This window comes from Streptomyces vinaceus, from assembly GCF_008704935.1.
Lineage (GTDB): Bacteria > Actinomycetota > Actinomycetes > Streptomycetales > Streptomycetaceae > Streptomyces > Streptomyces vinaceus.
On the sequence record NZ_CP023692.1, the window covers coordinates 7,189,989 to 7,213,435 of the forward strand.

Annotated in this window: 24 protein-coding genes and 1 riboswitch; of the genes, 6 read left to right on the forward strand and 18 right to left on the reverse strand. The window is 73.1% G+C overall.

The annotated features are described in order from the left end of the window. Window positions 1–4: 4 nt before the first annotated feature. Window positions 5–1,258 (reverse strand): FAD-dependent monooxygenase, encoded by a 1,254-nt coding sequence (locus CP980_RS32405; protein WP_150529782.1) that lies wholly within the window; start codon window positions 1,256–1,258, stop codon window positions 5–7. A 212-nt stretch (window positions 1,259–1,470) separates the two neighbouring features. On the opposite strand from CP980_RS32405, the gene CP980_RS32410 reads away from it, so the two are divergent. Both CP980_RS32410 and CP980_RS32415 read left to right on the forward strand, forming a co-directional pair. Next, window positions 1,471–2,361, forward strand: a complete 891-nt coding sequence (locus CP980_RS32410) for a LysR family transcriptional regulator (RefSeq protein ID WP_150529783.1) — start codon at window positions 1,471–1,473, stop codon at window positions 2,359–2,361. Between the two features lie 175 nt (window positions 2,362–2,536). Then, on the forward strand, window positions 2,537–2,953 hold the full coding sequence (locus tag CP980_RS32415; RefSeq protein WP_150529784.1) for a hypothetical protein: 417 nt from the start codon (window positions 2,537–2,539) through the stop codon (window positions 2,951–2,953). Window positions 2,954–2,978: 25 nt separating this feature from the next. Here CP980_RS32415 and CP980_RS32420 read toward each other — a convergent pair whose 3' ends face one another. From CP980_RS32420 to CP980_RS32450, 8 genes are all read right to left on the reverse strand, one after another. Next, window positions 2,979–4,487, reverse strand: coding sequence for a UDP-N-acetylmuramoyl-L-alanyl-D-glutamate--2,6-diaminopimelate ligase (locus CP980_RS32420; RefSeq protein ID WP_150529785.1), 1,509 nt, complete (start codon window positions 4,485–4,487; stop codon window positions 2,979–2,981). Between the two features lie 226 nt (window positions 4,488–4,713). Next, window positions 4,714–4,875, reverse strand: coding sequence for a hypothetical protein (locus CP980_RS35330; RefSeq protein WP_167535913.1), 162 nt, complete (start codon window positions 4,873–4,875; stop codon window positions 4,714–4,716). Window positions 4,876–4,992: 117 nt separating this feature from the next. Next, window positions 4,993–5,670, reverse strand: a complete 678-nt coding sequence (locus tag CP980_RS32425; protein ID WP_150529786.1) for a DUF4232 domain-containing protein — start codon at window positions 5,668–5,670, stop codon at window positions 4,993–4,995. A 158-nt stretch (window positions 5,671–5,828) separates the two neighbouring features. Further along, window positions 5,829–6,053 (reverse strand): hypothetical protein, encoded by a 225-nt coding sequence (locus tag CP980_RS32430; RefSeq protein ID WP_132760978.1) that lies wholly within the window; start codon window positions 6,051–6,053, stop codon window positions 5,829–5,831. Window positions 6,054–6,119: 66 nt separating this feature from the next. Beyond that, entirely contained in the window at window positions 6,120–6,341 is a 222-nt protein-coding gene (locus CP980_RS32435) for a hypothetical protein (RefSeq protein ID WP_150529787.1), read from the reverse strand. 174 nt (window positions 6,342–6,515) lie between these two features. Next, the gene (locus CP980_RS32440) at window positions 6,516–6,788 is read right to left on the reverse strand and encodes a DUF3817 domain-containing protein (RefSeq protein ID WP_150529788.1); all 273 of its coding nucleotides are present in this window, start codon (window positions 6,786–6,788) and stop codon (window positions 6,516–6,518) included. A 2-nt stretch (window positions 6,789–6,790) separates the two neighbouring features. After that, on the reverse strand, window positions 6,791–7,270 hold the full coding sequence (locus CP980_RS32445) for a hypothetical protein (protein WP_150529789.1): 480 nt from the start codon (window positions 7,268–7,270) through the stop codon (window positions 6,791–6,793). Between the two features lie 48 nt (window positions 7,271–7,318). Beyond that, window positions 7,319–8,005, reverse strand: coding sequence for a DJ-1/PfpI family protein (locus CP980_RS32450; protein WP_150529790.1), 687 nt, complete (start codon window positions 8,003–8,005; stop codon window positions 7,319–7,321). A gap of 220 nt (window positions 8,006–8,225) precedes the next feature. Between CP980_RS32450 and CP980_RS32455 the strand changes: the two genes are divergently transcribed. Next, window positions 8,226–9,179, forward strand: coding sequence for a GlxA family transcriptional regulator (locus tag CP980_RS32455; RefSeq protein WP_150529791.1), 954 nt, complete (start codon window positions 8,226–8,228; stop codon window positions 9,177–9,179). 36 nt (window positions 9,180–9,215) lie between these two features. On the opposite strand, the gene CP980_RS32460 is transcribed toward CP980_RS32455, so the two are convergent. Beyond that, complete coding sequence (locus CP980_RS32460; protein WP_167535914.1) at window positions 9,216–10,844, reverse strand: sigma-70 family RNA polymerase sigma factor; 1,629 nt, start codon at window positions 10,842–10,844, stop codon at window positions 9,216–9,218. Window positions 10,845–11,104: 260 nt separating this feature from the next. Between CP980_RS32460 and CP980_RS32465 the strand changes: the two genes are divergently transcribed. Together CP980_RS32465 and CP980_RS32470 are read left to right on the forward strand one after the other, a co-directional pair. Beyond that, window positions 11,105–11,689, forward strand: coding sequence for a TetR/AcrR family transcriptional regulator (locus tag CP980_RS32465; protein ID WP_167535915.1), 585 nt, complete (start codon window positions 11,105–11,107; stop codon window positions 11,687–11,689). An 83-nt stretch (window positions 11,690–11,772) separates the two neighbouring features. After that, window positions 11,773–12,753, forward strand: a complete 981-nt coding sequence (locus CP980_RS32470) for a zinc-binding dehydrogenase (protein ID WP_150529794.1) — start codon at window positions 11,773–11,775, stop codon at window positions 12,751–12,753. Between the two features lie 23 nt (window positions 12,754–12,776). On the opposite strand, the gene CP980_RS32475 is transcribed toward CP980_RS32470, so the two are convergent. The 7 genes from CP980_RS32475 to aceA form a co-directional block, all read right to left on the reverse strand. Next, window positions 12,777–13,304 carry a copper chaperone PCu(A)C gene (locus CP980_RS32475; RefSeq protein ID WP_150529795.1) on the reverse strand — a complete coding sequence of 176 codons (528 nt, stop codon included), beginning with the start codon at window positions 13,302–13,304 and terminating at the stop codon, window positions 12,777–12,779. Next, entirely contained in the window at window positions 13,301–15,544 is a 2,244-nt protein-coding gene (locus CP980_RS32480; RefSeq protein WP_150530440.1) for a heavy metal translocating P-type ATPase, read from the reverse strand. The genes CP980_RS32475 and CP980_RS32480 overlap by 4 nt, the downstream gene beginning before the upstream one ends. 53 nt (window positions 15,545–15,597) lie before the next feature. Continuing rightward, entirely contained in the window at window positions 15,598–15,849 is a 252-nt protein-coding gene (locus tag CP980_RS32485; RefSeq protein WP_150529796.1) for a hypothetical protein, read from the reverse strand. A 220-nt stretch (window positions 15,850–16,069) separates the two neighbouring features. After that, the gene (locus tag CP980_RS32490; protein ID WP_099887931.1) at window positions 16,070–16,285 is read right to left on the reverse strand and encodes a DUF6243 family protein; all 216 of its coding nucleotides are present in this window, start codon (window positions 16,283–16,285) and stop codon (window positions 16,070–16,072) included. A gap of 236 nt (window positions 16,286–16,521) precedes the next feature. Beyond that, entirely contained in the window at window positions 16,522–17,391 is an 870-nt protein-coding gene (locus CP980_RS32495; RefSeq protein WP_150529797.1) for a 3-hydroxybutyryl-CoA dehydrogenase, read from the reverse strand. After that, a complete protein-coding gene (gene aceB, locus CP980_RS32500; RefSeq protein ID WP_150529798.1) occupies window positions 17,388–18,980 on the reverse strand; it encodes a malate synthase A in 1,593 nt (530 codons plus the stop codon). Before aceB ends, CP980_RS32495 begins: the two co-directional genes overlap by 4 nt. Before the next feature lie 162 nt (window positions 18,981–19,142). After that, on the reverse strand, window positions 19,143–20,432 hold the full coding sequence (gene aceA, locus CP980_RS32505) for an isocitrate lyase (RefSeq protein WP_150529799.1): 1,290 nt from the start codon (window positions 20,430–20,432) through the stop codon (window positions 19,143–19,145). Between the two features lie 385 nt (window positions 20,433–20,817). On the opposite strand from aceA, the gene CP980_RS32510 reads away from it, so the two are divergent. Next, entirely contained in the window at window positions 20,818–22,224 is a 1,407-nt protein-coding gene (locus CP980_RS32510) for a short-chain fatty acyl-CoA regulator family protein (protein ID WP_150529800.1), read from the forward strand. Window positions 22,225–22,246: 22 nt separating this feature from the next. On the opposite strand, the gene CP980_RS32515 is transcribed toward CP980_RS32510, so the two are convergent. Beyond that, on the reverse strand, window positions 22,247–23,167 hold the full coding sequence (locus tag CP980_RS32515) for a cobalamin-binding protein (RefSeq protein ID WP_150529801.1): 921 nt from the start codon (window positions 23,165–23,167) through the stop codon (window positions 22,247–22,249). A gap of 59 nt (window positions 23,168–23,226) precedes the next feature. Then, window positions 23,227–23,405: riboswitch (cobalamin riboswitch) on the forward strand. The last annotated feature ends 42 nt before the right edge of the window (window positions 23,406–23,447 follow it).

A 23,447-nucleotide genomic window follows, 5' to 3' on the forward strand; every position in this document is an offset into this window, starting at 1 on the left:
GGAGTCACTCCCGGTCGGTGGCGGTGGCCCGGACGGTCCAGGACGAGTCGGCGTTGACCTGGGCCACGGTGGCCCCGCCCAGCTTCTTGTAGTGGGTCGCGATCGACCGAGCCCGCCCGGCGGGCAGGGCTGCGCCGTGCTCCTCGGCCCGCGCGATGATCTCTTCCGGCCCCAGGTTGCGGTTGGCCAGTACGATCGCGTTGACCACCGGCCGGCGCATCCGGTCGTAGCGGCGCAGCGCGGTCACGGGATCGTCGTCCCGGGCCAGGCACCAGGCCAGTACGCGGGTGTCGACGACGGACTGCGATCCTCCGTTCATGCCCATGGGGTACATGGGGTGTGCCGCGTCGCCGAGGAGGGTGACCCGCCCGAAGCTCCAGCGGGTCAGGGGATCGCGGTCGAGCATCGGGTACTCGAAGATCGCCGAGGAGCGCTCGGCGAGCGCCGTGACGTCGATCCAGGGCAACCGCCAAGGCGACAGCCCGGCGCGGGCCTCGGCCTCGGTGACCCGACGGCCGGGACCTTCCGCCGGCGGGGCGGACGGCCCGTGCCGGACCTCCAGCACCCAGTTCACCAGGGCATCGCCGCCGGCGGTCGCGGGGTCCTCGATCGGGTAGGCGACGAACTTCGCGCCCGGGGTGCCCCCGGCCACCACGATCGAACGGCCGTCGAGGAGCTGCGGGTGGGACGCGACCCCGCGCCACATGTGGACGCCGTTCCCCTTCGGGGGGCCCTCGCGCGGGAAGAGGCGGGCGCGGACCGAGGAGTCGATGCCGTCGGCCCCGACCAGTACGTCGGCGTCATCGGTCACGGGCAGCCCGCTCGACCGGTCCAGGAAGTGCGCGCGAACGCCACCCGAGGTCTCCTCGTACCTCTGGAAGAGCAGGCCGGTACGGACCGCGTCCGGCCCCAGCCGCCCGCGCACCGCCGACAGCAGCAGCATCTGCAGAGCCCCGCGGTGGACGGAGTACTGCGGCCAGCGGTACCCGGCAGCGCGCCCCAAAGGCTCCTCCCAGACCACCTCGCCCGCCCGGTCGCGGTAGCTCAGCCGGGCCGGGGGCAGCGCGACGGAGTCCAGCTCGCGGTCCAGGCCGAGTCCGGAGAGTTCCCGGACGGCGTGCGGCAGCAGGTTGATGCCCACGCCGACCGCCTCGATCGTCCGGGCGGCTTCGTACACCCGTGGCTCGAAGCCGGCGGCGTGCAGGCTCAGCGCACAGGTCAACCCGGCGATACCGCCGCCGACGACGGTCACTTTCATCGGTCCGTCCTCGCCCTTCGCCGGGGCCACGGGCATGGCCGACGGTCTCGTACCACCCTCGGCACCTGGGCCGCGTACGTCCAATACACAGGAGTGATGGCAGCGGTCACGGCCCATGATGGCACCGGGGAGTGCCGCACAGGGCGTGAACGGCAACGCCGACATGGGGCACAACCAGGTTGCTTGATCGCGTAGTTGATAGTTTTGCGGTCATGGAGCTCCGTACCCTTGAGTACTTCGTCGCGGTGGCGGAGGAGCGGTCGTTCACGAAGGCGGCGGCCCGGTGCCATGTGGTGCAGCCCGCGATCAGCCAGCAGATCCAGGCCCTGGAGAAGGAGCTGGGTGAGCCCCTGTTCGAACGGCTGCCCCGGCAGGTGGTCCTCACCTCCGGCGGCGTCGCCCTGCTGCCGCACGCCCGGGCCTGCCTGGCGGCGGCCGCGTCCGCGGTGCTGGAGTTCGCCGACCGTTCCGGTCTGCTCAGCGGCTCGCTCTCGCTGGGGACGGTCGGCGGTCTTGAAGGCACGCTCGTGCCAAGCCTGTTGGGGGAGTACCACCGGCGCCATCCCCGGGTCGCGGTGAGTCTCAGGGGGGCGTCGAGCCCCGCCCTGGTCGCGAAGGTGCGCGAGGGGGAGATCGACGCGGCCGTGGTCGCGGGACCGCCGGACGGCGAGCCCGCCGGCGTCGCCTCGCGCGTGCTCCTGGAGGACCGGATCGTCGCCGTCCTCCCTGCCGGAAGCCGGTCCGCGGAGCTGGCGAACCTTCCGATGACCCTCGACGAGTTGGTCCGCGGGCCCGTCATCAGCTACGGCCCCGACAGCGGTGTGCACGCGTACATCCGCGAGGCCTTCGCCGCGAGGCGACTGCGGCTGGACATCGCCTACGCGACGAACGACGTCGCCCTCCAACTCGCCCTGGTCGCCGAGGGCATCGGCATCGCCCTCACCTCCCATGCCAGTCCGGTCCTGGTCGCGGACCCGCGGTTCGCCGTCGTGCCGCTGGAGCCGGCCATCCGATTGCGGAAGGTGTTCGTATGGCGCGCGGGCGCCCGGGCGAGTGCGCCGCTCAGGGCGTTGCTCGACCTGTGGACCGAACTGTCCGCGTGACCCGAGCCGGGGCGGCGGCCGGGTCCACCGAGACCGCATCCGACGTTCCGTGCAGGGGAGTTGTCCGCCCGCCGTTCCCGTGAAACCCTGCGTTCCTCCCGGCCCGAGCCACCACGGTCGCCACCCGACGCCGGTCATTGACGCCGTCGAGCCGGCCTGCGCTAGGTTCACTGCCATGAACGTCACCCCCATGAACGCGTTGGCGCAGGTCTACGACCGGGAGTTCCGGGTGCGCGGCCTGCGTCAACAAGGCTGGGGACGGGGGCTGATGGCCGTAGCCGTGCTGATCTGGCTCTGGCTGGGCTACCTGCTCGTCTTCCCCTTCAGCGTGGACCAGGGCACGCACCTCAAATCCGTCGAGTGCGAGTCCCGCGCCTTCCACCAGGACGGGAGGTTCGCCGTGTCCTACCGTTCGGACACGGGGGAGCGCTGCGACGCCGAGCGGGACTGGGGACCCATCACCGCAGGTCTCCTGCTCTCGCTCCCCTTCGCGGTCCTCGGCACCGGCCTGTACGTGTCGGGCACCTCGACGCTCCGCACCGCCGCGTACGCAGCGGACATCGCCCGCTTGAACGCCACCAAGGAGATCTGACCCTCGGCAGCCGAGAAGGCGAGCGCTACCGGACGGCGCCGCCCGGTTCGGTCCCGGCGAGATCGCGGACGGTCGCCATGTCGCTGAACGGCAGGAGTTCCTCGCCCACGATCTGGTGCGGTTCGCTGCCCTTTCCGGCGATCAGGACGATGTCGTCGGGCCGTGCGGCGGCGAGCGCGAACCCGATGGCCGTGCGGCGGTCGGGGGAGCGCTCGTACGGGGTGCCGGTGGCCGCGATGCCGGGGGCGACCTGGTCCAGGATCGCCTCGGGGTCCTCGGTGCGGGGGTTGTCCGAGGTCAGGACGCACAGGTCGGAGTGGGTTCCGGCGATCCGGCCCATCTCGGCCCGCTTGGTCGTGTCCCGGTCACCGCCGCAGCCGAAGACGGTGATGACCCGGCCGCGGGCGAAACCCCGGATGGCCGTGAGCACCTTGTCGAGCGAGTCGGGGGAGTGGGCGTAGTCCACGATCACCGACGTGCCGGCGGGGGTCACGAAGCGTTCGAACCGGCCCGGTACCGGCGGCATCTGCGCGAGCGCGGCGACCAGCCCGACCAGGTCGTGCCCCAGGACCCGGCAAGCCGCCACGGCCGCCAGCGCGTTGGACACCGAGAACCGGCCCGGCACCGGGATGGCCGCGGGGTGGGCCCGGCCCGCGTGGTGCAGGGTGAACCGGGTGCCGGACGCGTCCGCGACCAGGTCCGAGGCGTGGAAGTCGGCCTCCGTGTCGATCCCGTACGTCGTCACCGCCCCCGGCATCATCGCCCGGATCCCGGCTCCCACGGCGTCGTCCACGTTGACCACCGCGTGCCGGCACAGCCCCTGGAACAGCCGGAGTTTGGCGTTCGTGTAGCGGTCCATCGTGCCGTGGTCGTCCAGGTGGTCCTGGGTCAGATTGGTGAAGACGCCGACGTCGACGAACGTACGGTCCATCCGGTACGTCTGCAGCGCCATCGAGGTGGCCTCCAGCACCACGCTGCTCGTGGCCCGGTCGCGCATGCGGCCCAGGAGGTACTGCAGGTCGGGCGATTCCGGAGTGGTCAGCACCGAGGGCGGCATCGGGATCACCTCGTCGCCGATCCTGCTGCCCGCCGTTCCGATGACGCCCACCGAGGCGCCTTCGGAGATCCGCAGCAGCGACTCGACCATGTACGAGATGGAGGTCTTCCCGTTGGTCCCGGTGACCGCCACCACGTCCATGTGCCGCCCCGGCTCGCCGAAGTAGCGGGAGGAGGCGACGGCGGCGGCCTTGCGGGTGTCGGCCACCTGTACGACGCACACCGCGGGCGGCAGCTCCCGTCGCGGGGGCACGGTGGCGACTCCCGCCGCGTCGACGAGTACGGCCACCGCCCCGCGCGCGAGCGCCGCACCGATGGCGGCGGGGCCGCCTCCGCGGTGACCGGGTACGGCGATGAAGAGCGAGCCCGGCACGACCCGGTCGACGTCGAAGGTCGTGGCCGCGGTGATCCGCGTCGAGGCGGAGTCCCCCTGGATGACGTGGTGCTCGTGGCCGGTCAGCAACCCGCTCAACTGCACGGTGGTCCCTTCGGGAACGTTGGCAGAGCCGGCGGACGGCCGCCGGCCCTGCGGTGATGGGGTGAGGAGCGGTGGGACGCACCCGGGCCACGGGGCCCCGGGAGGGCCGGGGCGCGGGCACGGTGGTCCGGCCCGGACGCCGGAGCTGGAGGCGTCCCGGGAAGGGGCGCGCGAAGGCCCGGACGAGGTGGGACGGCGGGCGGGGAAGCGGGCGCGGCGGGAGGCGCTAGCCGTGGCCGTGCGGGGTGCAGCGGCCGACCGTGGGGGCCTCGCCGCCGGCGACGGTCCGCGAGCGGGCGCCCGTCCGGGCCCGACGGGCCGCGATGGCCGCACGCGCCGAGGGAGCGGCCTGCGGCAGGCACTCCTCCGTGACGCGTGTGCGGTTCATGGGCCGAGTGTACGGCCGCCCACACCCCCCGAACGCCACACCGCCACCGCGGAGCCCCCGTGATGTTCGCTCCGCCGGAGGTGCGCGGCTACCTCGGTGGCGGCGTGCCGGTGGGCGTTACGAGGGCTTCGTCGCCGCATAGGCCGTGACCGTCGCCTTGTTGTCGCACAGGGCGAGGACTCCGTCGTCGAGGGCGGTCTGGTGCGCGCCCGCGCCCGGGACCCCGACGACGAGCGTGGGGAAGGAGGCGGGCGTGGCGCCGGACTCGCAGTATCCGTCGGCCTCGCCCTGCACGTTGACGAACGTCAGTTTGGTCCAGGCGCGGGCGCCCGGAGCCAGGGACACCAAGGTCGCCGAGCCGCTGTGGGCCGTCGTGAGCGGCACGTTCTTGTCCGGGGATCCGTTGCCCGCACCCGCGACGGTGGGGAAGCCCTGCAGCGTGCAGGTGCTCTTCGAGACGTTGGCGACGGCGACGATCGCGGCGCCGGTTCCCGTGCCAGGCGGCCGGACGGCAGCCTGGCGGGCCTCCGTGACCTTCACGTCGTCGCTCGTGCAGGGCTTCGCCTTGCCACCGGACACGGTGGGGGAGACCGAGGCCGCCGGCTTCGCCGAGCCCGTGCCGCCGGCGCCGCTGCCGCCCGCGGTGGCCCCGGGAACCGGCGACTGCACGGACTGCGAAGGCTCGCCGGCCGCGCCGGCGTCGCCGGACGGCGTGCAGCCGGTCATCAGGGCGGCGGCCGCGGCCGCGGCCGCCAGCACGGACGCGGTCCGCCGGACGCCTGCTGTGTACTGCATGGGGAACCTCCCGAGGATGACGACCGGTGCTGCGCCGGCCCGTACGCCGACAGGCACGACAAAGCGGCCGGCAGGAGTTCCCGTGGCTACAGCGCTGTGCCGCTCCGGTGACACGACCATGACGTACGGGCCCCGCCGCCCGCCGGTCAGGGGCGGGATCAGCCGCCGCCCCGGTGGAGGAAGAGAAGGAGGTTGTTCGCCTGGGCAGGGGTCAGGTCAACGGGAACGCGGTGGGGGGCCGCTCGCCCCTCGGTGATGGCGAGGAGGCAGTCCTCGGCCTGCTCGGGCGGGACGCTGTCGAGGATTTCATTGATCAGTTTCATCATCTGCTCGTCGGAGAGTGCTTCGGGATCGTCCGGGCTCTGCGGCTTCTTCTCGTCCATTTCCGGCCTTCAGTCGAGGTAGGTGTAGGGGAGCGGGTTCATCAGCTGTCCGCGAGGGGTCGCGGCCTAGACGGAGACGGTTGCCGCCGCGGGCCACTCGGGGGCGGTGGCGATGAGGGCGGTCGCGCTGAGCGCCACCACGTCGGCGCCCTCTTCGCCGGTGAAGCAGCCGCCCGGCCCGAGGCTGCCGAAGACCACCCGGGTGTAGCGGGTGAGGCCGGTGCCGGACACGGTGCACAAGGACGGGGCGGCGAGCAGGAGCGCGGTTCGACGGCGGGTACGCGGCACGGCGGAGCCTTCCGGTGGGGCGGGCCGGGACCGTCCCGGTCCCGGCCCGCCCATCATGGGGAGGTCATACCATGCGAAGCCAGGACAAAGAGCTCATGTCGCCCGCGATCCGGCCTGGGTGTTCGTGCTCCGCCGCGGATCGGCGGGCCGGTACCGGCGCGGGCGGTCCGGCGTTCAGTGCGGAGCGGTACGCGCGGGCGCGGCCAGGCGGCGCAGGGCGAGCATGCCCCCGATGCCGGGGATCACGGCGAGGAGCGTGACGGTGCGGTCCGGGCCGGCCTCCCGCGCGGCCGCGATGAGGGCGATCAGGTAGGCGCAGCCGTGGAGGGGGCCGATCGCCGAGGCGACCGCCTCCTGGTGCAGGAAGGCGACGTTGACGAGCAGCACCGACAGGGAGAGGAGTTCGACGGGCGCGCTGAGGCGCAGGAGTCGGCTGGGCGGGTGCATGGTCAGGCTCCAGTGGTGGATCCGGGGCGGATGATCATCAGGAGCGTCACCGTGGCCCAGAGAAGGTTGAACACGCCCGTGAACATGCCGAGTTGTCCGGCGACACGCCGGACGAGCGCGAGATCCGGCGTCTCGTCCGCGCCGTCGAGGGCGGCCAGGGCCGAGCCCTGGTGGGGAAGGATGAGGGCACCGAGCACGACCGCGGCCAGGACCGTGAGGGCGATCGAGGTGACGAGCCAGGCGCTGCCCAGGACGTGGAGGCTGTGGGCGGTCGCGAGGCCGAACACCGGAACCACCACCGCGATCACGGCGTAGACCCGGCAGACGCGGTGCAGCGTGCGGACGGTGGCGAGGTGGGCGGGGTCGCCCGGTGCGGCCGCGGCGCTGCGGGCGGCGGGCGGGAACATGCCGGCGGCCACGGTGACCGGGCCGATGGTGATGATGGCCGCCAGGACGTGCACGGCGAGGAGGAGTTTCGTCACGGGAGGGCGTTTCCGGGGTGCTCGGGAGTCGGGCGGAGGGGCTGGTCGTCAGAAGGCGGCGGGTACCGGGCCCGTGGCGCGCCAGACCGTACCCCGGCGCTCGTGGTCGAACAGCTGCTCCACCGCGTGCGCGATGCGCGGGCCGAGTTCACGCTCCAGCAGGTAGAGGCCGAGGTCCAGGCCGGAGGTGACGCCGGCTCCGCTCACCAGGTCCCCGTCGTCGACGACGCGGGCGTCGATCGCGACGGCGCCGGCCGCATGCAGCAGGTCGAGGCCCAGACGGTTGGTGGTGGCGTGACGGCCTTCGATCAGCCCGGCCATGGCGAGCACCATGGAGCCTCCGCACACGGTGGCCACGATCGAGTCCGGCCGGTCGAGGGCTTCCTTCAGCAGGGCCGGCAGCCCGGTGGTGACCGTACGGGCCAGCAGCGCGGGGATGGTGTCCCGGCTGCCCGGCGCGTCCGGGTCCGCCCCGTCGGCCGGCCCGTCCGCGGCGCCGAGCGGTCCCGCCGCTCCCGGTACCAGGAGCAGGTCGGCCCGCTGCGGGTCGAGGCGGGCGGTCGCCCGCAGGGTGAGCGGCCCGGAGCCGCTGGGCACCTCGCGCGGGCCCTCGGCCGAGACGAGTTCGACGGTCAGCGCGCCCGGAGCCGCCATCGAGCCGGCGAACAGCACCTCGTACGGGGCGATGACGTCCAGCGGGTCGAAGCCGTCGAACAGCACGATCTGACAGAGCATCGGCAAGGGTCCTCTCCAGGGGGTGGGACACCCCACGCGGGGTGCCGGAGCCGACGGTAGTCACCGCCATCGGCGATCAGCAGTGGCTGGATTGCCAGCTTCCACCGGATTCCGGCCAGGCCGGAAGGCGGCTGTTCCGTGCCCCTTCCCGGCCGCCGGACGGGCGAGGTGCCGCGATCGGCGGCTTGGCCGGAATGCGGGGCAGCCCTAGGGTTGGGCCATGCATACCGTGGCCGTCCTCGCACTGGACGGAGTCATCGCCTTCGACCTGTCCACTCCCATCGAGGTCTTCGGACGCACCCGGCTGCCCGGCGGCCGCCCCGCCTACCGCGTCCGCGTCTGCGCGGCCGCGGGCGAGGTGGACGCGGGCGCGTTCACCCTCAAGGCGCCCTGGCCGCTCCGGACCCTCGCGGAGGCGGACACGATCGTGCTGCCCGGCGTCGCCGACCCCGACGTGCCGTTCCCGCCCGAGGTCCTCGACGCGCTGCGCGAGGCCGCCGGACGCGGCACCCGCATCGCCTCGATCTGCACCGGCGCCTTCGTACTCGCCGCCACCGGCCTGCTCGACGGGCTGCGCGCCACCACCCACTGGGTGGCCGCCCCGCTGCTGGCCGCCCGGTACCCGGCGATCGAGGTGGATCCGGACGTGCTCTACGTGGACAACGGGCAGTTCCTGACCTCGGCCGGAGCCGCCGCAGGACTGGACCTGTCCCTGCACCTGATCCGGCGTGACCACGGCTCGGCCGTCGCCGCGGACGCCGCCAGGCTGTCCGTCATGCCGCTGGAACGCGACGGCGGGCAGGCGCAGTTCATCGTCCACGAGCACCCGCCCGCCCCGCGCGGATCCACGCTGGAGCCGCTGCTGCGCTGGATGGAGGAGAACGCCCGCTGCGAGCTCACGCTGGACGAGGTCGCCGCGCGGGCCGGGATGAGCGTACGCACTCTGAACCGCCGCTTTCGCGAGCACACCGGCACCTCGCCCCTCCAGTGGCTGCACCGTGCCCGGGTCCGTCAGGCCCAGTACCTGCTGGAGACCACCGGCCACCCCGTCGAGCGGATCGCCTCCCAGGTCGGCTTCGGCTCGCCCACCGCCTTCCGGGACCGCTTCCGGCGCATCACCGGCACGAGTCCGAACGCCTACCGTCGCGCCTTCCAGGGCCAGGCCGCGCGGTGACCCCGGCCTTCCGGCTCCACCGCCCCGCCCCTGAGCTCACCCCAGGGTGAACAGGAAATTGGCGGAGTTGTAGTAGTCGGGCAGCTGCACCAGCGCCGAACCCTGGCGCGGGGGATCGGACTTGGGCCAGTTCCGCGGGCCCAGCAGGTGGTCGGCGTAGTCGCTCCTGGAGACCGGGGGCACGAACCAGAGCCGGAAGGCGCCGGATCGTCCGGCCTGCTCGGACTTCCAGAGCTGCGTCTCACGGCCGGGGCCGGAGCGGCAGGCGCGCAGGGTGACGTCGACGACGTTCCCGCCGGCGCCGGTTCCGTCGAGGCAGGTCCCGGTGCCCGTGTTCCGGAACTGGTACGTGTTGCGGCCGGCGGGCAGGCGCTGCCAGCCCTGGGACGCTTCGCCGGTGCACGCCTGGAGCCGCAGCGGCCCTTCGGAACCGCTGCCGGCGAAGCCCACGCACAGACCCGACGCGGTGTTGACCAGGCGCAGCCCGGTGGGGGCGGGGGTCGGCGAGGGCGCCGCGGAGGACGGCGCGGGGGTGGCGGGGGTGGAGGGGGCGGCGACGCCCGACACGGGGAGGCCGATGGACACGATCGGGGGCGCCGACTCCGTCGCGTCCGGCAGCGGGTACGGGTCCGGCTCCTCGCTCGGCTTCGGGCTCGCGACCATGGGTACCGGCGCCGCTTGTTCGATCCGCTCCTCGGCCGGCAGCAGGGCGAACGCGGTGAGCGTCGTGCCCGCGACGGCCGCCGCCGCGGTCCACTTCGGCGCGCCGAACCGCGCCGCGGCCAGCTTGAGACCGACCACCTTGCCCGCCGCCAGGTGGTGCGCGCCGTGCGCACCGGCGGACAGCACGGAGGAGGCGGGGTGCCACAGCAGGATCCCGGCCGGCAGCAGGGCGCCCAACCGGTTGTTGACGGCCCGCAGATCACGCTCGGCCCGTCCGCACTCCCCGCACGCCCGCAGATGGCGTGACAGGTCCCTGGTGATGCGCTTGCCCGGCCGACGCAGCGCGGCGGCGAGCAGGCCGCCGTAGTGCCGGCACTCGTCGCTCGCGCTCTCGTCCAGGTGGGCGCGCAGGTACGCCTCGCGCAGGCCCTCGCGGGCGCGCGCCGCCAGCGAGCCGACGCCGCCCGCCGATATCCCGAGGCGCCGGGCCGTCTCGGCCGCGGGCTCGCTCTCCACGACCGCGTGCCACAGGACGGCCTGCCAGCGCTCGGGCAGCGACCGGAACGCGCGCAGGACCAGCGAGCCCTCCTCGGCCGCCAGCGCGGCGCCTTCGACGTCCTGGTCGTCGGACAGACCGGCGGCCCACGTGTCGAAGTCGTCCGACAGCTGGGTGCGGGCGCCCCGGCGCGCCCATTCGACCGCGACCCGGCGCACGCAGGTCAACAGGTACGCCCGCCAGGCGTACTCGGGGCCGGCCCCCCAGGCGACGGCCCGGTAGGTGCGGGCGAAGGCCTCGGCCGCGAGGTCGCCGGCGGTGGCCGGGTCGCGGCTGCAGGTGCGCGCGTAGGCGAGTACGGAGTCGTGGTGACGGGCGAACACCTCGCCCATCACGTCGCCGACGTCGGCACCCGACGCCGGGTCCCGCTCGCGGAGCAGCGCGCAGAGCTCCGCGTCGCTGAGGTCGTGGAGGTCCTGCCGGCGGGCAGTTCCCGATGTGCTCAACCTTGCTCCCGTTGACTTGCTGATGGCCGGCGTGGCGAATGCCAGGCAGGTGGGCAGTGGGGTGCGACGCTGCGCCCGGCCGGAATTCGCGCAAGTGTGCACGCTCCGGGGGTCCGTGGGCAACCGTGCCCTCGGGGACTGTCCGGCCTGACGCATTTTCAGTAAAGGCCTGGCAAAGCGGCGGGAGCGTGCCGAGGTCAAGCCCTCTCCCGAAGGGGATGCGGGTTGTTCTTGAATGGTCGCTCATGTATTTTTCTCACATGCCCAGACCCCGAGAGTTCGAGCCCGACGCCGTCCTGAACGTGGCCATGCTCCGGTTCTGGGAGCGCGGGTACCGGGCGGTGTCCGTCGAGGATCTGGTGAAGGCGACCGGGGTCAAGCCCGGCAGCCTCTACAGCGCCTTCCCGGGCGGCAAGCGTGCGCTCTTCCTGAAGTCGCTGGAGCGGTACTCGCAGCTGGTCGTCCCCCAGAAGCTGGGTGCACTGGAAGCGTCCGGCGCCTCGTTGGACGAGATCCGGGGCTACTTCGACGGACTGGTGCGCGATCTGCTCAGCCCCGAGGGCCGGCAGGGCTGCCTGCTCGTCAACACGGCGATCGAGAACGCCGCCGAGGACGACGAGGCGGCGGCCGTCGTCCGCGGACATCTGGCCCGCCTGGAGCGGTGCATGACCCACGCGCTGGAGAACGCGGCCCGCAGGCGGCAGGTGCGCGCCTCGCTGGACTGTTCCGGCAGCGCCAAACTGCTGGTCGCCACCTGTCAGGGGCTCATGGTCGTCGGCAAGGCCGATCCCGATGAGCGGCTCCTGCGTGCGATCGTCGACAACGCCTTCCTCGCTCTCGCCTGACGGCGGGGCATACGGGCCACCGTGTGCGGTGGCCCTTCTTTCGCGCCGATAGTTGAATGACTGCTCAAGAATGGAGTCGGTACATGAAGGCCATCGTCATCTCCGCCCACGGCGGACCCGAGGTACTCACCCTCACCGAACTGCCGGACCCGGTACCCGCCGACGGCGAAGTGCTGATCCGGGTCAAGGCGTTCGGCCTCAACCACGCCGAGGCCTACATGCGTAGCGGCGCCTGGGGGAAGGTCGCGGCCGTCCCCGGCATCGAGTGCGCCGGGGTGGTGGAGGCGAACCCGTCCGGCGAACTCGCCCCCGGCACGCGGGTCGTGGCGATCCTCGGCGGCATGGGGCGCACTCGCAACGGAAGTTACGCGGAGTTGGTGACCGTACCGGCCACCAACGTGGTGGCCGTCCGCTCTTCGCTGGACTGGGTCGACCTCGCGGCCGTTCCCGAGGTGTACGCGACGGCGTGGAGCGGCCTGTTCGGCAATCTGGACCTGCGGCCGGGCGAGACGGTCCTGGTGAGGGGAGCGACCTCCTCGCTCGGCCAGGCCGCGGTCAACCTGGCGGTCGACCACGGCGCCACCGTCCTCGCCACGACCCGGGACCCGCTGCGGGCGCCCCTGCTGAAGGAGCTCGGGGCTGCCGACGTGCTGATCGACGACGGCGCGCTCGCCGTGCAGGCCGCGGAGCGGGAGATCGGCGTCGACGCGGTGTTCGATGTGGTCGGCAACAGCGTCCTGCGCGACTCGCTGGCCCTGGTCCGGCCGCGCGGCCGCGTCTGCCAGCTCGGCTTCCTGGGCGGATTCGAGCCCGTACGCGACTTCGACCCGATCGCCGACCTCCCCAGCGGGGTCCGGCTCAGCTTCTTCGGCAGCGCCTTCGTGCTGGGCACGCCCGCGTTCCCGCTCGGCGACGTACCGCTGGACGAGATGTACGCCAAGGTCCAGTCCGGTGTCCTGCGGGCCCGTCCCGCCCGGGTCTTCCGGTTCGAGGAGATCGTGGAGGCCCACCGGGCCATGGAAGCCGGAGAGGCCCTCGGGAAGATGGTCGTCACCGTCGGCTGAACCCCTGCCCCGGGGCAGCCGCGTTAGCTGCCGGGCCGCACCACGAAGGCCACCGCGTCCACGGGTCCGCTGCGCCGGAAATGCAGGACGAAGGGGACGGCGTCCCCCTCCTTCCAGCGGACCTTCACCCTCGCCATCACGTCCACGGAGCCCGGCCTCATGGTCAGGCGGCCGCCGGCCGGGATGTCCAGGGACGCGACCATCCGCATCGCGTCGGCGCCCTCGCCCACCCGCTCGTGCCGGCTGAGCATCACCTCCTCCAGGGCCGGCGAGGTCACGGACACCAGTTGGTCATCGGCTCCGCCGGTGTTGGCGATCGTGAAGAAGGCGGCCGTACGTTCCTTGTCGGCGTAGGGCAGGAAGACCAGCCCTACGCCGACCTCGATGCGCGCCGGGCTGCCGGCCGCCCCCGCTTTCGTCCACGCCGTCAGGCCGACGAGCGCCGTCAGACAGGCGACGAGGGGCACGAGCGCGGCGACCAGCCCGTCGCGCAGGCGCCGGCGGTCGGGCCGTCGTCCTTCGGAGGCCGTCCGGCCGGGAGAGGAGGTCATCGGCGGGAGGCCTTTCGGAAGGCGGCCGCGGAGCGCGCGGGCGAGGGCCGCCAGGTGCGCAGGCGCAGGCTGTTGGCCACGACGAGGAGCGAACTGGCGGACATCGCCGCCGCGGCGACCATCGGGTTCAGCCACCCCACGGCCGCCAGGGGAACGGTCACCAGGTTGTAGCCGAACGCCCACACGAGGTTGAGGCGGATCGTCGCCAGCGTGCGCCGGGCGAGGTGGACGGCATCGGCGACCGCCTCGATGTCCCCCCGTACGAGCGTCACGTCGGCGGCCCCGATGGCCACGTCCGTTCCGCTGCCCATCGCGATCCCGAGGTCGGCCTCCGCCAGCGCCCCCGCGTCGTTGACGCCGTCCCCGATCACCGCCACCCGGTGCCCACGCCCCTTCAACTCCCTCACCAGCGCGGCCTTGTCCTGCGGTGTGCAGCGGGCGTGGACCGCGGCGATGCCGAGCTCCGTCGCGACCGCCCGGGCCGTGGCCTCGCGGTCGCCGGTGGCGAGGACCGGCTCCAAACCCAGCCGCCGCAGCCGGTCGACGGCCCGGAAGCTGCCGGGGCGCAGGACGTCGCCCAGCGCGACGAGGGCCTCGTCGGCCCCGTCCACCCGCACGAGGACCGGCGTGAGCGCGGCGGCCTCCGCCTCGGCCAGCGCCCGCGCCAGCGGGCGGGGCAGGCCGTCGCCGGGGACTCGTACCTCCACGCGGTGGCCTTCCACCTCACCCGCGACGCCGTGCCCCGGGGTCGCCCGGAAGCCGGTGACCTCGGGCAAGGGGCCCTCGCGCAGCAGGCGCCGTGCGCAGGAGACGAGCGTGCGGCCCAGCGGGTGCTCGGACCCCTGCTCCACGGCCCCGGCCAGCCGTATCGCCGCGTCCCGGCCGACACCGCCGTCGACGGCCGTGACCCGTACGACCGACATGTGGCCGGTGGTGAGGGTGCCGGTCTTGTCCAGAACGATCACGTCGACGTGGCGAAGGGCCTCCAGCGCCTGCGGTCCGCTGACCAGAACGCCGAGTTGAGCACCGCGGCCGGTCGCGGCCATGAGCGCGGTGGGGGTCGCCAGTCCCAGGGCGCAGGGGCAGGCGACGACGAGGATCGCCACGGACGCCGTGACGGCGGCCTGCGGATCGGCCCCGGCGCCGAGCCAGAAGCCGAGGACGGTGACGGCCAGGGTGAGGACGACCGGTACGAACACGCCCGCCACCCGGTCCGCCAGGCGTTGGGCGCGGGCCTTGCCCGCCTGGGCCTCGGTGACCATACGGGTGATCCTGGCGAGCTGCGTGTCCGCGCCCACCGCGGTGGCCCGTACGAGCAGCAGCCCGCCCGCGTTGACGGCTGCGCCGACCACCGGCCGGCCCGGGCCCACCTCGACCGGGTCGCTCTCCCCGGTCACCAGGGAGAGGTCCAGGGCCGAACTGCCCGAAACCACCACGCCGTCGGCGGCGACCCGTTCGCCGGGCCGCACGACGAACTCCTGCCCCGGTCGCAGCTGTTCGATCGGCACCCGGCGCTCCTCGCCGCCCTCCCGCACGGTCACCTCCTTGGCGGCCAGCCCGGCCAGGGAGCGCAGGGCCTCACCGGTGCCGCGCCGGGCGCGCGCCTCCAGGTGGCGGCCGGTCAGGACGAAGAGGGGGACGCCGACCGCGGCCTCCAGGTAGACGTGCGCGACATCGCCTCCCGCCGAGGGAAACGGGCTGAACGGCATCCGCATGCCCGGATCGCCCGCACCGCCGAGGAACAGGGCGTACAGGGACCAGGCGAACGAGGCGAGGACGCCCAGGGACACGAGGGTGTCCATGGTGGCCGCGGAGTGCCGCAGCCCGCGGGCCGCCCTCAGGTGGAACGGCCAGGCGCTCCAGACCACCACCGGGGCGGAGAGCACGAGGCACAGCCACTGCCAGTTGCGGAACTGGAGCGCGGGCACCATCGACAGGACGATGACCGGCAGGCAGAGCAGAGCGGTGATCAGCAGCCGCTCGCGGTCCTCGCCGACGTGGTCGCCCTGCGCGCGCCCGCTCGGAGGGGTCGTGGGCGGGGCCCCGGGCGGGGACACGGGTGGGACGACGGGTTCGGCCCGGTAGCCGGCGCGTCCGACCGCTGCCAGCAGCTCGTCGGTGGTGACGTCCGGGGGGTGGGTCACTCTGGCCCTGCCGGTGGCCAGGTTCACCGCGGCGCTCACGCCGTCGAGCCTGGCCAGACGCTTCTCCACGCGGTTCACGCAGGCCGCACAGGTCATGCCGCTGACGAGGAGGTCCGTGGTCAGCGGGGCGACGTCCGCCACCTCGGCCGTCACCGCCCGGCACCCGGGTGCATGCCGCCGCCCATGCCGCCCATGCCGCCGGGATCGGAACCCCCGGGCGAGCCCGGATCCGTCCGCGGGGAGTGCATGCCGGGCGCGATGGGACCGGCTGCCGCCCCGACCCCGTACGCGAGGGCGAACATCGCCAGGAGCAGCAGCACGAACCCGGCCCATGCCGGGGGAGGCGCCCACCGCCCCGCCACCGCCGGCACCCGAAACACCGAGGGTCCTTCTTCGGTCATCGACTTCCCTGATCCGAGGATTCGCTCACGGATCTCCGCTCCATGAGCTCCGCGGAGGTGGTCGGACGAGACGGAGGCGCAGTTCCCGGAGGCCGGGATGGATCTCGGCGCCGGCAGGGGGGCGGCTCAGGCCGCGCAGCGCCCGGGTGCGTCCGGTACGCCGAAGGGCCCGGACCGCGTGGCGCGGTCCGGGCCCTCTGCCGCCCTGCGGGGCGGTGCGTCAGCTCTGTGCGGTGTCGTCGCCCGCCTGCTCCGTGCCCTCGGCCGCGCCCGCCTTCTCGCGCATCTTGCGCACCAGCTCCGCCTTCTGGTCGGCCGCGCTCCGGCGGTCGAGGTTGCGGTGCGGACCGTTGTTCTGCCGTTCGGCGCGGGACTGCCGCTTGCGCTGGCCGCCACCCTGGCCCACGGGGTTGTTGATGTTCTTGCTCACGGTCACGGTTTCTCCCGGCATGATGTGAAGTGATCTACCGGCGAGTGCCGGGACCAGCTGCCTTCAGCTGTTTCCTGTCAGCTGCCCGACTCGTCCAGGTACTGGCGCATGGACCTCTCGATCGTACCCCTGCCCCGCCGGGGGCGAGCGTGCGGGAGCGGGGCGTGACGACACCACTCGTCACGCCCCGCTCTTCCTCGGCTGCCGGGGCACCCTCGGCCCGGGCGGCGAACCGGGGCCCCTCAGCCCCGGTCGTACGTGTGGAACCCGCGGCCCGCCTTGCGGCCCAGCAGGCCTGCCTGGACCATCCGCCGCAGGAGCGGCGGCGGGGCGTAGAGGGGTTCCTTGAACTCGTCGTAGAGGGATTCCGCGATGGCGGCGACGGTGTCGAGCCCGATGAGGTCGGCGAGCTTCAGCGGACCCATGGGGTGGGCGCAGCCGAGCACCATCCCGTCGTCGATGTCGGCGGCGCTCGCGTAGCCGGATTCGGCCATGCGGATCGCCGACAGCAGGTACGGCACGAGCAGGGCGTTGACCACGAAGCCGGACCGGTCCCGGGAGCGGATCGCGGTCTTGCCGAGGGCGTCCCGGACGAAGGACTCCATCACCGCGACGGTGTCCGCCGTGGTGTGGAGCGAGGAGACGATCTCGACCAGGGGCAGCACCGGTACGGGGTTGAAGAAGTGCAGGCCCAGCACGCGGTCGGCGCGTCCGGTGGCCATGCCGAGGCGCATGATCGCGATGGCGGAGGTGTTGGAGGCGAGGATCGCCTCCGGGTCTTCCACGATCTTGTCGAGGGCGGTGAAGACCGCGGTCTTCGCGTCGGCGTTCTCGACGACGGCCTCGATGACCATCTGCCGGTCGGCGAGGTCCTCCAGGTCCCCGGTGAAGACCATCCGGGCCTCGGCGTCCTCGGCGCAGATGCGGTCCAGCTTCCCGCGCTGGACGGCGCGTTCGAGGGAGACGGCGACGCGTTCGCGGGCGGCGCGGGCGGCGGTGGCGTCGACCTCGCAGACGACGGTGTCGAGTCCGGCGCGGGCGCACACCTCGGCGATGCCGGCGCCCATCCGGCCGCCTCCGACGACGCCGATCCGGCGGATCGAGCTGCTCATGAGGGGGTCTCCGTCCGGCGCACGAGGTGGCGGGTGTAGGCCTCCGGGGTGAAGAAGGCGGGCAGGTGCGGCGTGAGCGCGGTGTCGACGAAGAGGTCCCGGGCCTCGGTGGCCAGGGCCCGGGGGTCCTCCTCGGCCAGGGCCTCGCATTCGGCGTCGAGGAGCGTGAGCACCGCCGAGCGCTCCACCCGGTCGTGGCGGAGCCACTGCCAGATCTGGACGCGGGCGATCTCGGCGGTCGCCGCGTCCTCCATGAGGCCGTTCAGGGCGACCGCGCCGCGTCCGCGGAGCCAGGCGTCGAAGTAGCGCAGTGCCACGGTCACGTTGGAGCGAAGGCCTTCGGAGGTCGGCGGGGCAGCGATCCGACGGACCGACAGCAGGTCGGCGGCGGCGACTTCGACGTCCTCGCGCGTGCGCTCCAGCTGGTTCGGCCGCTCTCCCAGCACGTTGTCGAAGACCTCGCGGCAGACGGGGACGAGGCCGGGGTGGGCCACCCAGGAGCCGTCGAAGCCGTCCTCGGCCTCGCGCTCCTTGTCGAGGCGGACCCTGGCGAGGGCGGCGGAGTGGGCCTGCGCGTCCTTGCCCGGGACGTGGGCGGCCATGCCGCCGATGGCGTGGGCTCCGCGCCGGTGGCAGGTGCGGACGAGGAGTTCGGTGTACGCCCGCAGGAAGGGGGCGGTCATGGTGACCGAGGACCGGTCGGGGAGCTGGAAGTCGGTGCGGTGGCCGAAGGTCTTGATGAGGCTGAAGAGGTAGTCCCAGCGGCCCGCGTTCAACCCGGCACTGTGCTCGCGCAGCTGGTAGAGGATCTCCTCCATCTCGAACGCGGCGGTGATCGTCTCGATCAGGACGGCGGCGCGCACGGTGCCGCGCGGGATGCCGAGCAGCTCCTGGGCGAACAGGAAGATGTCGTTCCACAGACGGGCCTCGTACCGGTTCTCCAGCTTGGGGAGGTAGAAGTACGGGCCGTGGCCGGCGTCGATCTGGCGCTGCGCGCAGTGGAAGAAGTACAGGCCGAAGTCGACGAGCGAGGCGGACACGGGACGGCCGTCGATCTCCAGGTGTTCTTCGAGGAGGTGCCAGCCGCGCGGGCGGACCATGATGGTCGCGAGGTCCGGCCCGAGCCGGTACTCCTTGCCCTCCGGGGTGGTGAAGTCGATCCGCCGCTCGATCACGTCGAGCAGGGTCAGCTGACCGCCGATGACGTTTTCCCAGGTGGGCGAGGTGGCGTCTTCGAGGTCGGCCATCCACACCCGGGCTCCGGAGTTGAGGGCGTTCACGGCCGTCCGGCGGTCGGGCGGCCCGGTGATCTCGACGCGGCGGTCGGTGAGGCCCGGCGCCGGCGGCGCGACCCTCCACTCGGCGTCGTCCCGGATCGCGCGCGTGGCGAGGGGGAAGACGAGCGGGGTACCGCCGGCCAGGTGGGTCGAGCGGCGGACGCGCTCCTTGAGGACCTCCAGGCGCCGGGAGTGGAACGCGTCGTCGAGCCGGGTGATGAAGTCCAGGGCCCCGGGGGTCAGGATCTCGTCGTGGCGGTCGCCCGGTGTCCCGAGGACCTCGACGCGGCGGGTCGGTGCGTGGATGGACATGCGGGTCTCCTCCAGGAGACGGGAGGGCCGGACGGAGGTGGTCCCCCGGCCTTCGCGGAACGCGGGTGACGGTGCGGGAGGGGTGCCCGGGTGGTGCTGCGCGTACGCGGGCACCCCGGCCCTGCGGCGGGGTGGAGCGTGCGGGGTTCCGCCGGACACCCCCTAGTGGAACTGCTCTTCCTCGGTGGAGCCCGTGAGGGCGGTGGTGGAGGAGGCGGGGTTGACGGCGGTGGAGACCAGGTCGAAGTAGCCGGTGCCGACCTCGCGCTGGTGCCTGACGGCGGTGAAACCGTGCTCCTGGGCGGCGAATTCGCGCTCCTGGAGGTCCACGTAGGCGGTCATGCCGTGCTCGGCGTAGCCCCGGGCGAGGTCGAACATGCCGTGGTTGAGGGAGTGGAAGCCGGCCAGGGTGATGAACTGGAAGCGGTAGCCCATCGCGCCGAGTTCGCGCTGGAACTTGGCGATCTGGTCGTCGTCCAGGGCCGCCTTCCAGTTGAAGGACGGCGAGCAGTTGTAGGCCAGCATCTGGTCCGGGTAATGCGCGTGGACCGCCTCGGCGAACTCGCGGGCCTGGGCGAGGTCCGGGGTGCCGGTCTCCATCCAGATGAGGTCGGCGTACGGGGCGTAGGCGAGCCCGCGGGCGATGACCGGGGCCATGCCGTTCCGGACGCGGTAGAAGCCCTCGGCGGTGCGCTCGCCCGTGCAGAACTGCGCGTCGCGCTCGTCGACGTCGCTGGTCAGCAGGTTCGCGGCGAGGGCGTCCGTACGGGCGATGATCAGGGTCGGGGTGTCCGCGATGTCGGCGGCCAGACGGGCCGCGTTCAGCGTGCGGATGTGCTGGGAGGTCGGCACGAGGACCTTGCCGCCGAGGTGGCCGCACTTCTTCTCGGAGGCCAGCTGGTCCTCGTAGTGGATGCCGGCCGCGCCCGCCGCGATCATCGCCTTGGTCAGCTCGAAGGCGTTCAGCGGGCCGCCGAAGCCGGCCTCGGCGTCCGCGACGATCGGCGCGAGCCAGTCGGTCGTGTCGGCGCCGCCCTCGGCGGTGGCGATCTGGTCGGCGCGCAGCAGCGCGTTGTTGATCCGACGCACCACCTGGGGAACGGAGTTGACCGGGTAGAGGCTCTGGTCGGGGTAGGTGTGGCCGGCCTGGTTGGCGTCGGCGGCGACCTGCCAGCCCGAGAGGTAGATGGCCTGGAGTCCGGCCCGCACCTGCTGGACGGCCTGGCCGCCGGTGAGGGCGCCGAGGGCGTGGACGTAGTCCTGCTCGTGGAGCCGGCGCCACAGCCGCTCGGCGCCGCGCCGCGCCAGGGTGTGCTCCTCGCGGACGCTGCCGGAGAGCCGGACGACGTCCTCGGCGGTGTGGGTGCGCTCGATGCCCGCCCACCGGGGATCCGTCGACCAGCGCTCGGCGAGGTCCGCTGCCGCTGCCGTCGCGTTCGTCGTGTCTGCCATGACCGTCACCGTCTCCGTGAGTTGCCGGGTGATGCCTCCACACCCGTCATGGGTGCGAAGTATTGGCACGAAGTGCCATGCGAGGGGATAGCGGCCCGCCGAACCGGTGTGGAACGAGCCGAGCAATGTTGCCGAACCACCTCGTCAGAACCTCACCAGAACCTGCCGAATCTCCGATATCAGGGCGTGAATCGGGCCCGGTGGGCGCTGTCGGTGCCGCCTGTTCCGGCGGGCCGCAGGACGACTCTCTCAGCGACACCCAGTGCCATCAATCGTGGACGGCTGCCAAGTTCTGCGAATCTTTTCCCGTCCGTTTGCCAAGTCTGCGAAGACCCCTGGGCGGGGACGGGCGCGTAGGGTGAGGTCCGCATACGAGGGAGGGGCGATGAGCAAGACGTACGCGGGCGCGAGGCTGCGGCGGCTGCGCGAGGAGCGCCGGATGAGCCAGGCAAACCTGGCCAGGGTCCTGGCGATCTCGCCGAGCTACCTGAACCAGATGGAGCACGATTCCCGCCCCCTGACGGTGCCCGTCCTGCTCAGGCTGACCGAGGCCTTCGGCGTCGACCCGGGCTTCTTCTCGGAGCGCGACACCAGCCGCCTGGTCGCGGACCTGCGCGAGGCGCTGGCCGGCGAGGTGGCCGAGGCCCGGGTCTCGGCCTCGGACCTGGCCGAGCTGGCGTCCCGGATGCCCGCCGTCGCCCAGGTGCTCCTCGACCTCGGCCGGCGCGGCCAGCTCCTCGCCGAGCGGTTGGCCGGGGCCGACGGCGACCGGGAGGGGCTGCCGGGGGCCGGTGGGCCGCGCTCTCCCCACGAGGAGATCCGGGAGTTCTTCTACCGCCGCCAGAACTACCTCCACGACATCGATCTCGCCGCCGAGGACCTGGCCCGCGCCATACGGATCCGGCCCGGGGAGGTCGTGCGGGCGCTGTCCGCGCGCCTCGCCGACCGCCACGGCGTACGGACGGCCGCCGATTGCGAGAACCTGCACCACTACGACGACTCCGCCCGCGTGCTGCACCTGTCCTCGGGGCTACGGCCGGGCCAGCAGGCCTTCCGGATGGCCACGCAGCTCGCGCTGCTGGAGCACGCCGAGGAGCTGGACGGGCTCGCGTCGGACTTCGCGCCCGGCTCCACCGCGCACGGGTTGGCCCGGATCGGCATCGCCAACTACTTCGCCGCCGCGCTGATCCTCCCGTACAAGGCGTTCCACAGCGCCGCAGAGGCATTCCGCTACGACATCGAACGCCTGACAGACCACTTCGGCATCGGCTACGAGACGGTCTGCCACCGCCTCAGCACTCTGCAACGCCCCAGGCTGCGCGGGGTGCCCTTCTCGTTCGTCCGGGTGGACCGGGCGGGCAACATGTCCAAGCGGCAGTCCGCCACCGGATTCCACTTCTCCCGCGCGGGCGGCACCTGCCCGCTCTGGAACGTCTACGAGGCCTTCGCCGCGCCCGGCCGGATCCACGTCCAGGTCGCCGCCATGCCCGACGGGCAGCGCCACCTGTGGACAGCCCGCGCGGTCACGCGCCATCGCGGCGGCTGGGGCCAGCCCGGCAAGACCTTCGCCATCGGGCTGGGCTGCGAGATCCGGCACGCCTCCCGGCTCGTGTACTCCGACGGCCTCGACCTGGACAACACCGCGGCCGCGACGCCCATCGGCATGGGCTGCCGACTCTGCGAGCGGCTCGACTGCCCCCAGCGGGCCGTCCCGCCCCTCGGGCGTCCGCTGGCCGTGGACGAGAACACCAGCACCTTCGTCCCGTACCAGGTCGCCGACCGCCCGGAGTAGGGCCCGGCCGCAGGAACCGGCCTCAGGAACCGCCCAGCCGGGAAGCCTCCGCCGCCGTCACCGGCTCGCCGGCCCGGACCCCGTGCAGGACGTGCGCCAGAACCTCCGCGCCGCGCACGACGCGGGGGCCCGGCCGGTTGAAGTAGGCGGGGCCGTCCACCACCCACACCGCGCCGGCCCGTACCGCGGGCAGTTCCTCCCAGCCGGGCAGGGACGTCAGCAGCTCCCGTTCGCGTACGGTGCGCTCCGGGGCGAACCCGCAGGGCAGCAGGAGCAGCACGTCCGGGCGGGCGGCCCGGACCGTCTCCCAGTCCATGGGCCGGGTGTGCTCGCCCGGGGCGGCGATCAGCGCCTCGCCGCCCGCGTACGTGATCTGCTCGGGCACCCAGTGCCCGGCCGGCCAGAGCGGATCCAGCCATTCGATCGCCACGACCCGGGGGCGCGGCCGCCCCGAGGTGAGCCCGCGTACGGCGTCCAGCCGGTCGGCGAGTTCCGCCCGCCGGGCCCGCGCGTGATCCGGTACGCCGAGCAGCTCACCCACCGTGACCAGGCAGTCCAGCACGTCGCCGAGAGTGCGCGGCTCCAGGCTGAGCACACGGGGCCCGCCGTCCAGGACGCGCACGGCCCGGCTGACCCCCGCGTACGAGACGGCGCAGACGTCGCACAGGTCCTGGGTCAGGACCACCTCGGGGGCCAGGGCGCCGAGGGCGTCGGTGTCGAGCGTGTACAGCGAGGAGCCGCTGTGAGCGGCGCCGCCGACCGCGTCGGAGATCTCCCGGCTGGTCAGGGCGTCGGAGGAGAGCCCGGCGGACGTCACCACCGGTACCCCGGCCACGGCCTGCGGAGGCCAGTCGCACTCGTGCGTACGGCCCACCAGATCGGCGGCGAGGCCGAGTTCGGCCACGATGTCGGTGGCTGCCGGGAGCAGCGAGACGATGCGCATGCCTTGAGCGTAGATCGAGCCGCGGAGTGGGGGTGGACTTACTAGGACGTCCAACTATATGTTCGTGACAAGCCCGCGGTGCAGGGAAGCCGGTGTGAATCCGGCGCGGTCCCGCCACTGTGACTGGGGAGTGCGTTCTTCAGCAGGTCAGGCCACTGACGGAAACCATCCGTCGGGAAGGCCGGAGAACGCGCGTCGATCCGGGAGCCAGGATACCGGCCGTGGGGTGTTCCGTGTTGTCCACGAGGATGGAGCAGACACGCATGGCACCGGTACGTGA

Bases quoted from the DNA above. Each gene is read 5' to 3' on its own strand.
- CP980_RS32455 (WP_150529791.1), top strand. From the start codon at position 8,226: ATGCATACCGTGGCCGTCCTCGCACTGGACGGAGTCATCGCCTTCGAC.
- CP980_RS32510 (WP_150529800.1), top strand. From the start codon at position 20,818: ATGAGCAAGACGTACGCGGGCGCGAGGCTGCGGCGGCTGCGCGAGGAG.
- CP980_RS32495 (WP_150529797.1), bottom strand. From the start codon at position 17,391: ATGAGCAGCTCGATCCGCCGGATCGGCGTCGTCGGAGGCGGCCGGATG.
- aceB (WP_150529798.1), bottom strand. From the start codon at position 18,980: ATGTCCATCCACGCACCGACCCGCCGCGTCGAGGTCCTCGGGACACCG.
- CP980_RS32410 (WP_150529783.1), top strand. From the start codon at position 1,471: ATGGAGCTCCGTACCCTTGAGTACTTCGTCGCGGTGGCGGAGGAGCGG.
- CP980_RS32405 (WP_150529782.1), bottom strand. From the start codon at position 1,258: ATGAAAGTGACCGTCGTCGGCGGCGGTATCGCCGGGTTGACCTGTGCG.
- CP980_RS32450 (WP_150529790.1), bottom strand. From the start codon at position 8,005: ATGCTCTGTCAGATCGTGCTGTTCGACGGCTTCGACCCGCTGGACGTC.
- CP980_RS32430 (WP_132760978.1), bottom strand. From the start codon at position 6,053: ATGGACGAGAAGAAGCCGCAGAGCCCGGACGATCCCGAAGCACTCTCC.
- aceA (WP_150529799.1), bottom strand. From the start codon at position 20,432: ATGGCAGACACGACGAACGCGACGGCAGCGGCAGCGGACCTCGCCGAG.
- CP980_RS32415 (WP_150529784.1), top strand. From the start codon at position 2,537: ATGAACGTCACCCCCATGAACGCGTTGGCGCAGGTCTACGACCGGGAG.
- CP980_RS32480 (WP_150530440.1), bottom strand. From the start codon at position 15,544: ATGACCTGTGCGGCCTGCGTGAACCGCGTGGAGAAGCGTCTGGCCAGG.
- CP980_RS32485 (WP_150529796.1), bottom strand. From the start codon at position 15,849: ATGACCGAAGAAGGACCCTCGGTGTTTCGGGTGCCGGCGGTGGCGGGG.
- CP980_RS32425 (WP_150529786.1), bottom strand. From the start codon at position 5,670: ATGCAGTACACAGCAGGCGTCCGGCGGACCGCGTCCGTGCTGGCGGCC.
- CP980_RS35330 (WP_167535913.1), bottom strand. From the start codon at position 4,875: ATGAACCGCACACGCGTCACGGAGGAGTGCCTGCCGCAGGCCGCTCCC.
- CP980_RS32465 (WP_167535915.1), top strand. From the start codon at position 11,105: ATGCCCAGACCCCGAGAGTTCGAGCCCGACGCCGTCCTGAACGTGGCC.
- CP980_RS32470 (WP_150529794.1), top strand. From the start codon at position 11,773: ATGAAGGCCATCGTCATCTCCGCCCACGGCGGACCCGAGGTACTCACC.
- CP980_RS32440 (WP_150529788.1), bottom strand. From the start codon at position 6,788: ATGCACCCGCCCAGCCGACTCCTGCGCCTCAGCGCGCCCGTCGAACTC.
- CP980_RS32475 (WP_150529795.1), bottom strand. From the start codon at position 13,304: ATGACCTCCTCTCCCGGCCGGACGGCCTCCGAAGGACGACGGCCCGAC.
- CP980_RS32515 (WP_150529801.1), bottom strand. From the start codon at position 23,167: ATGCGCATCGTCTCGCTGCTCCCGGCAGCCACCGACATCGTGGCCGAA.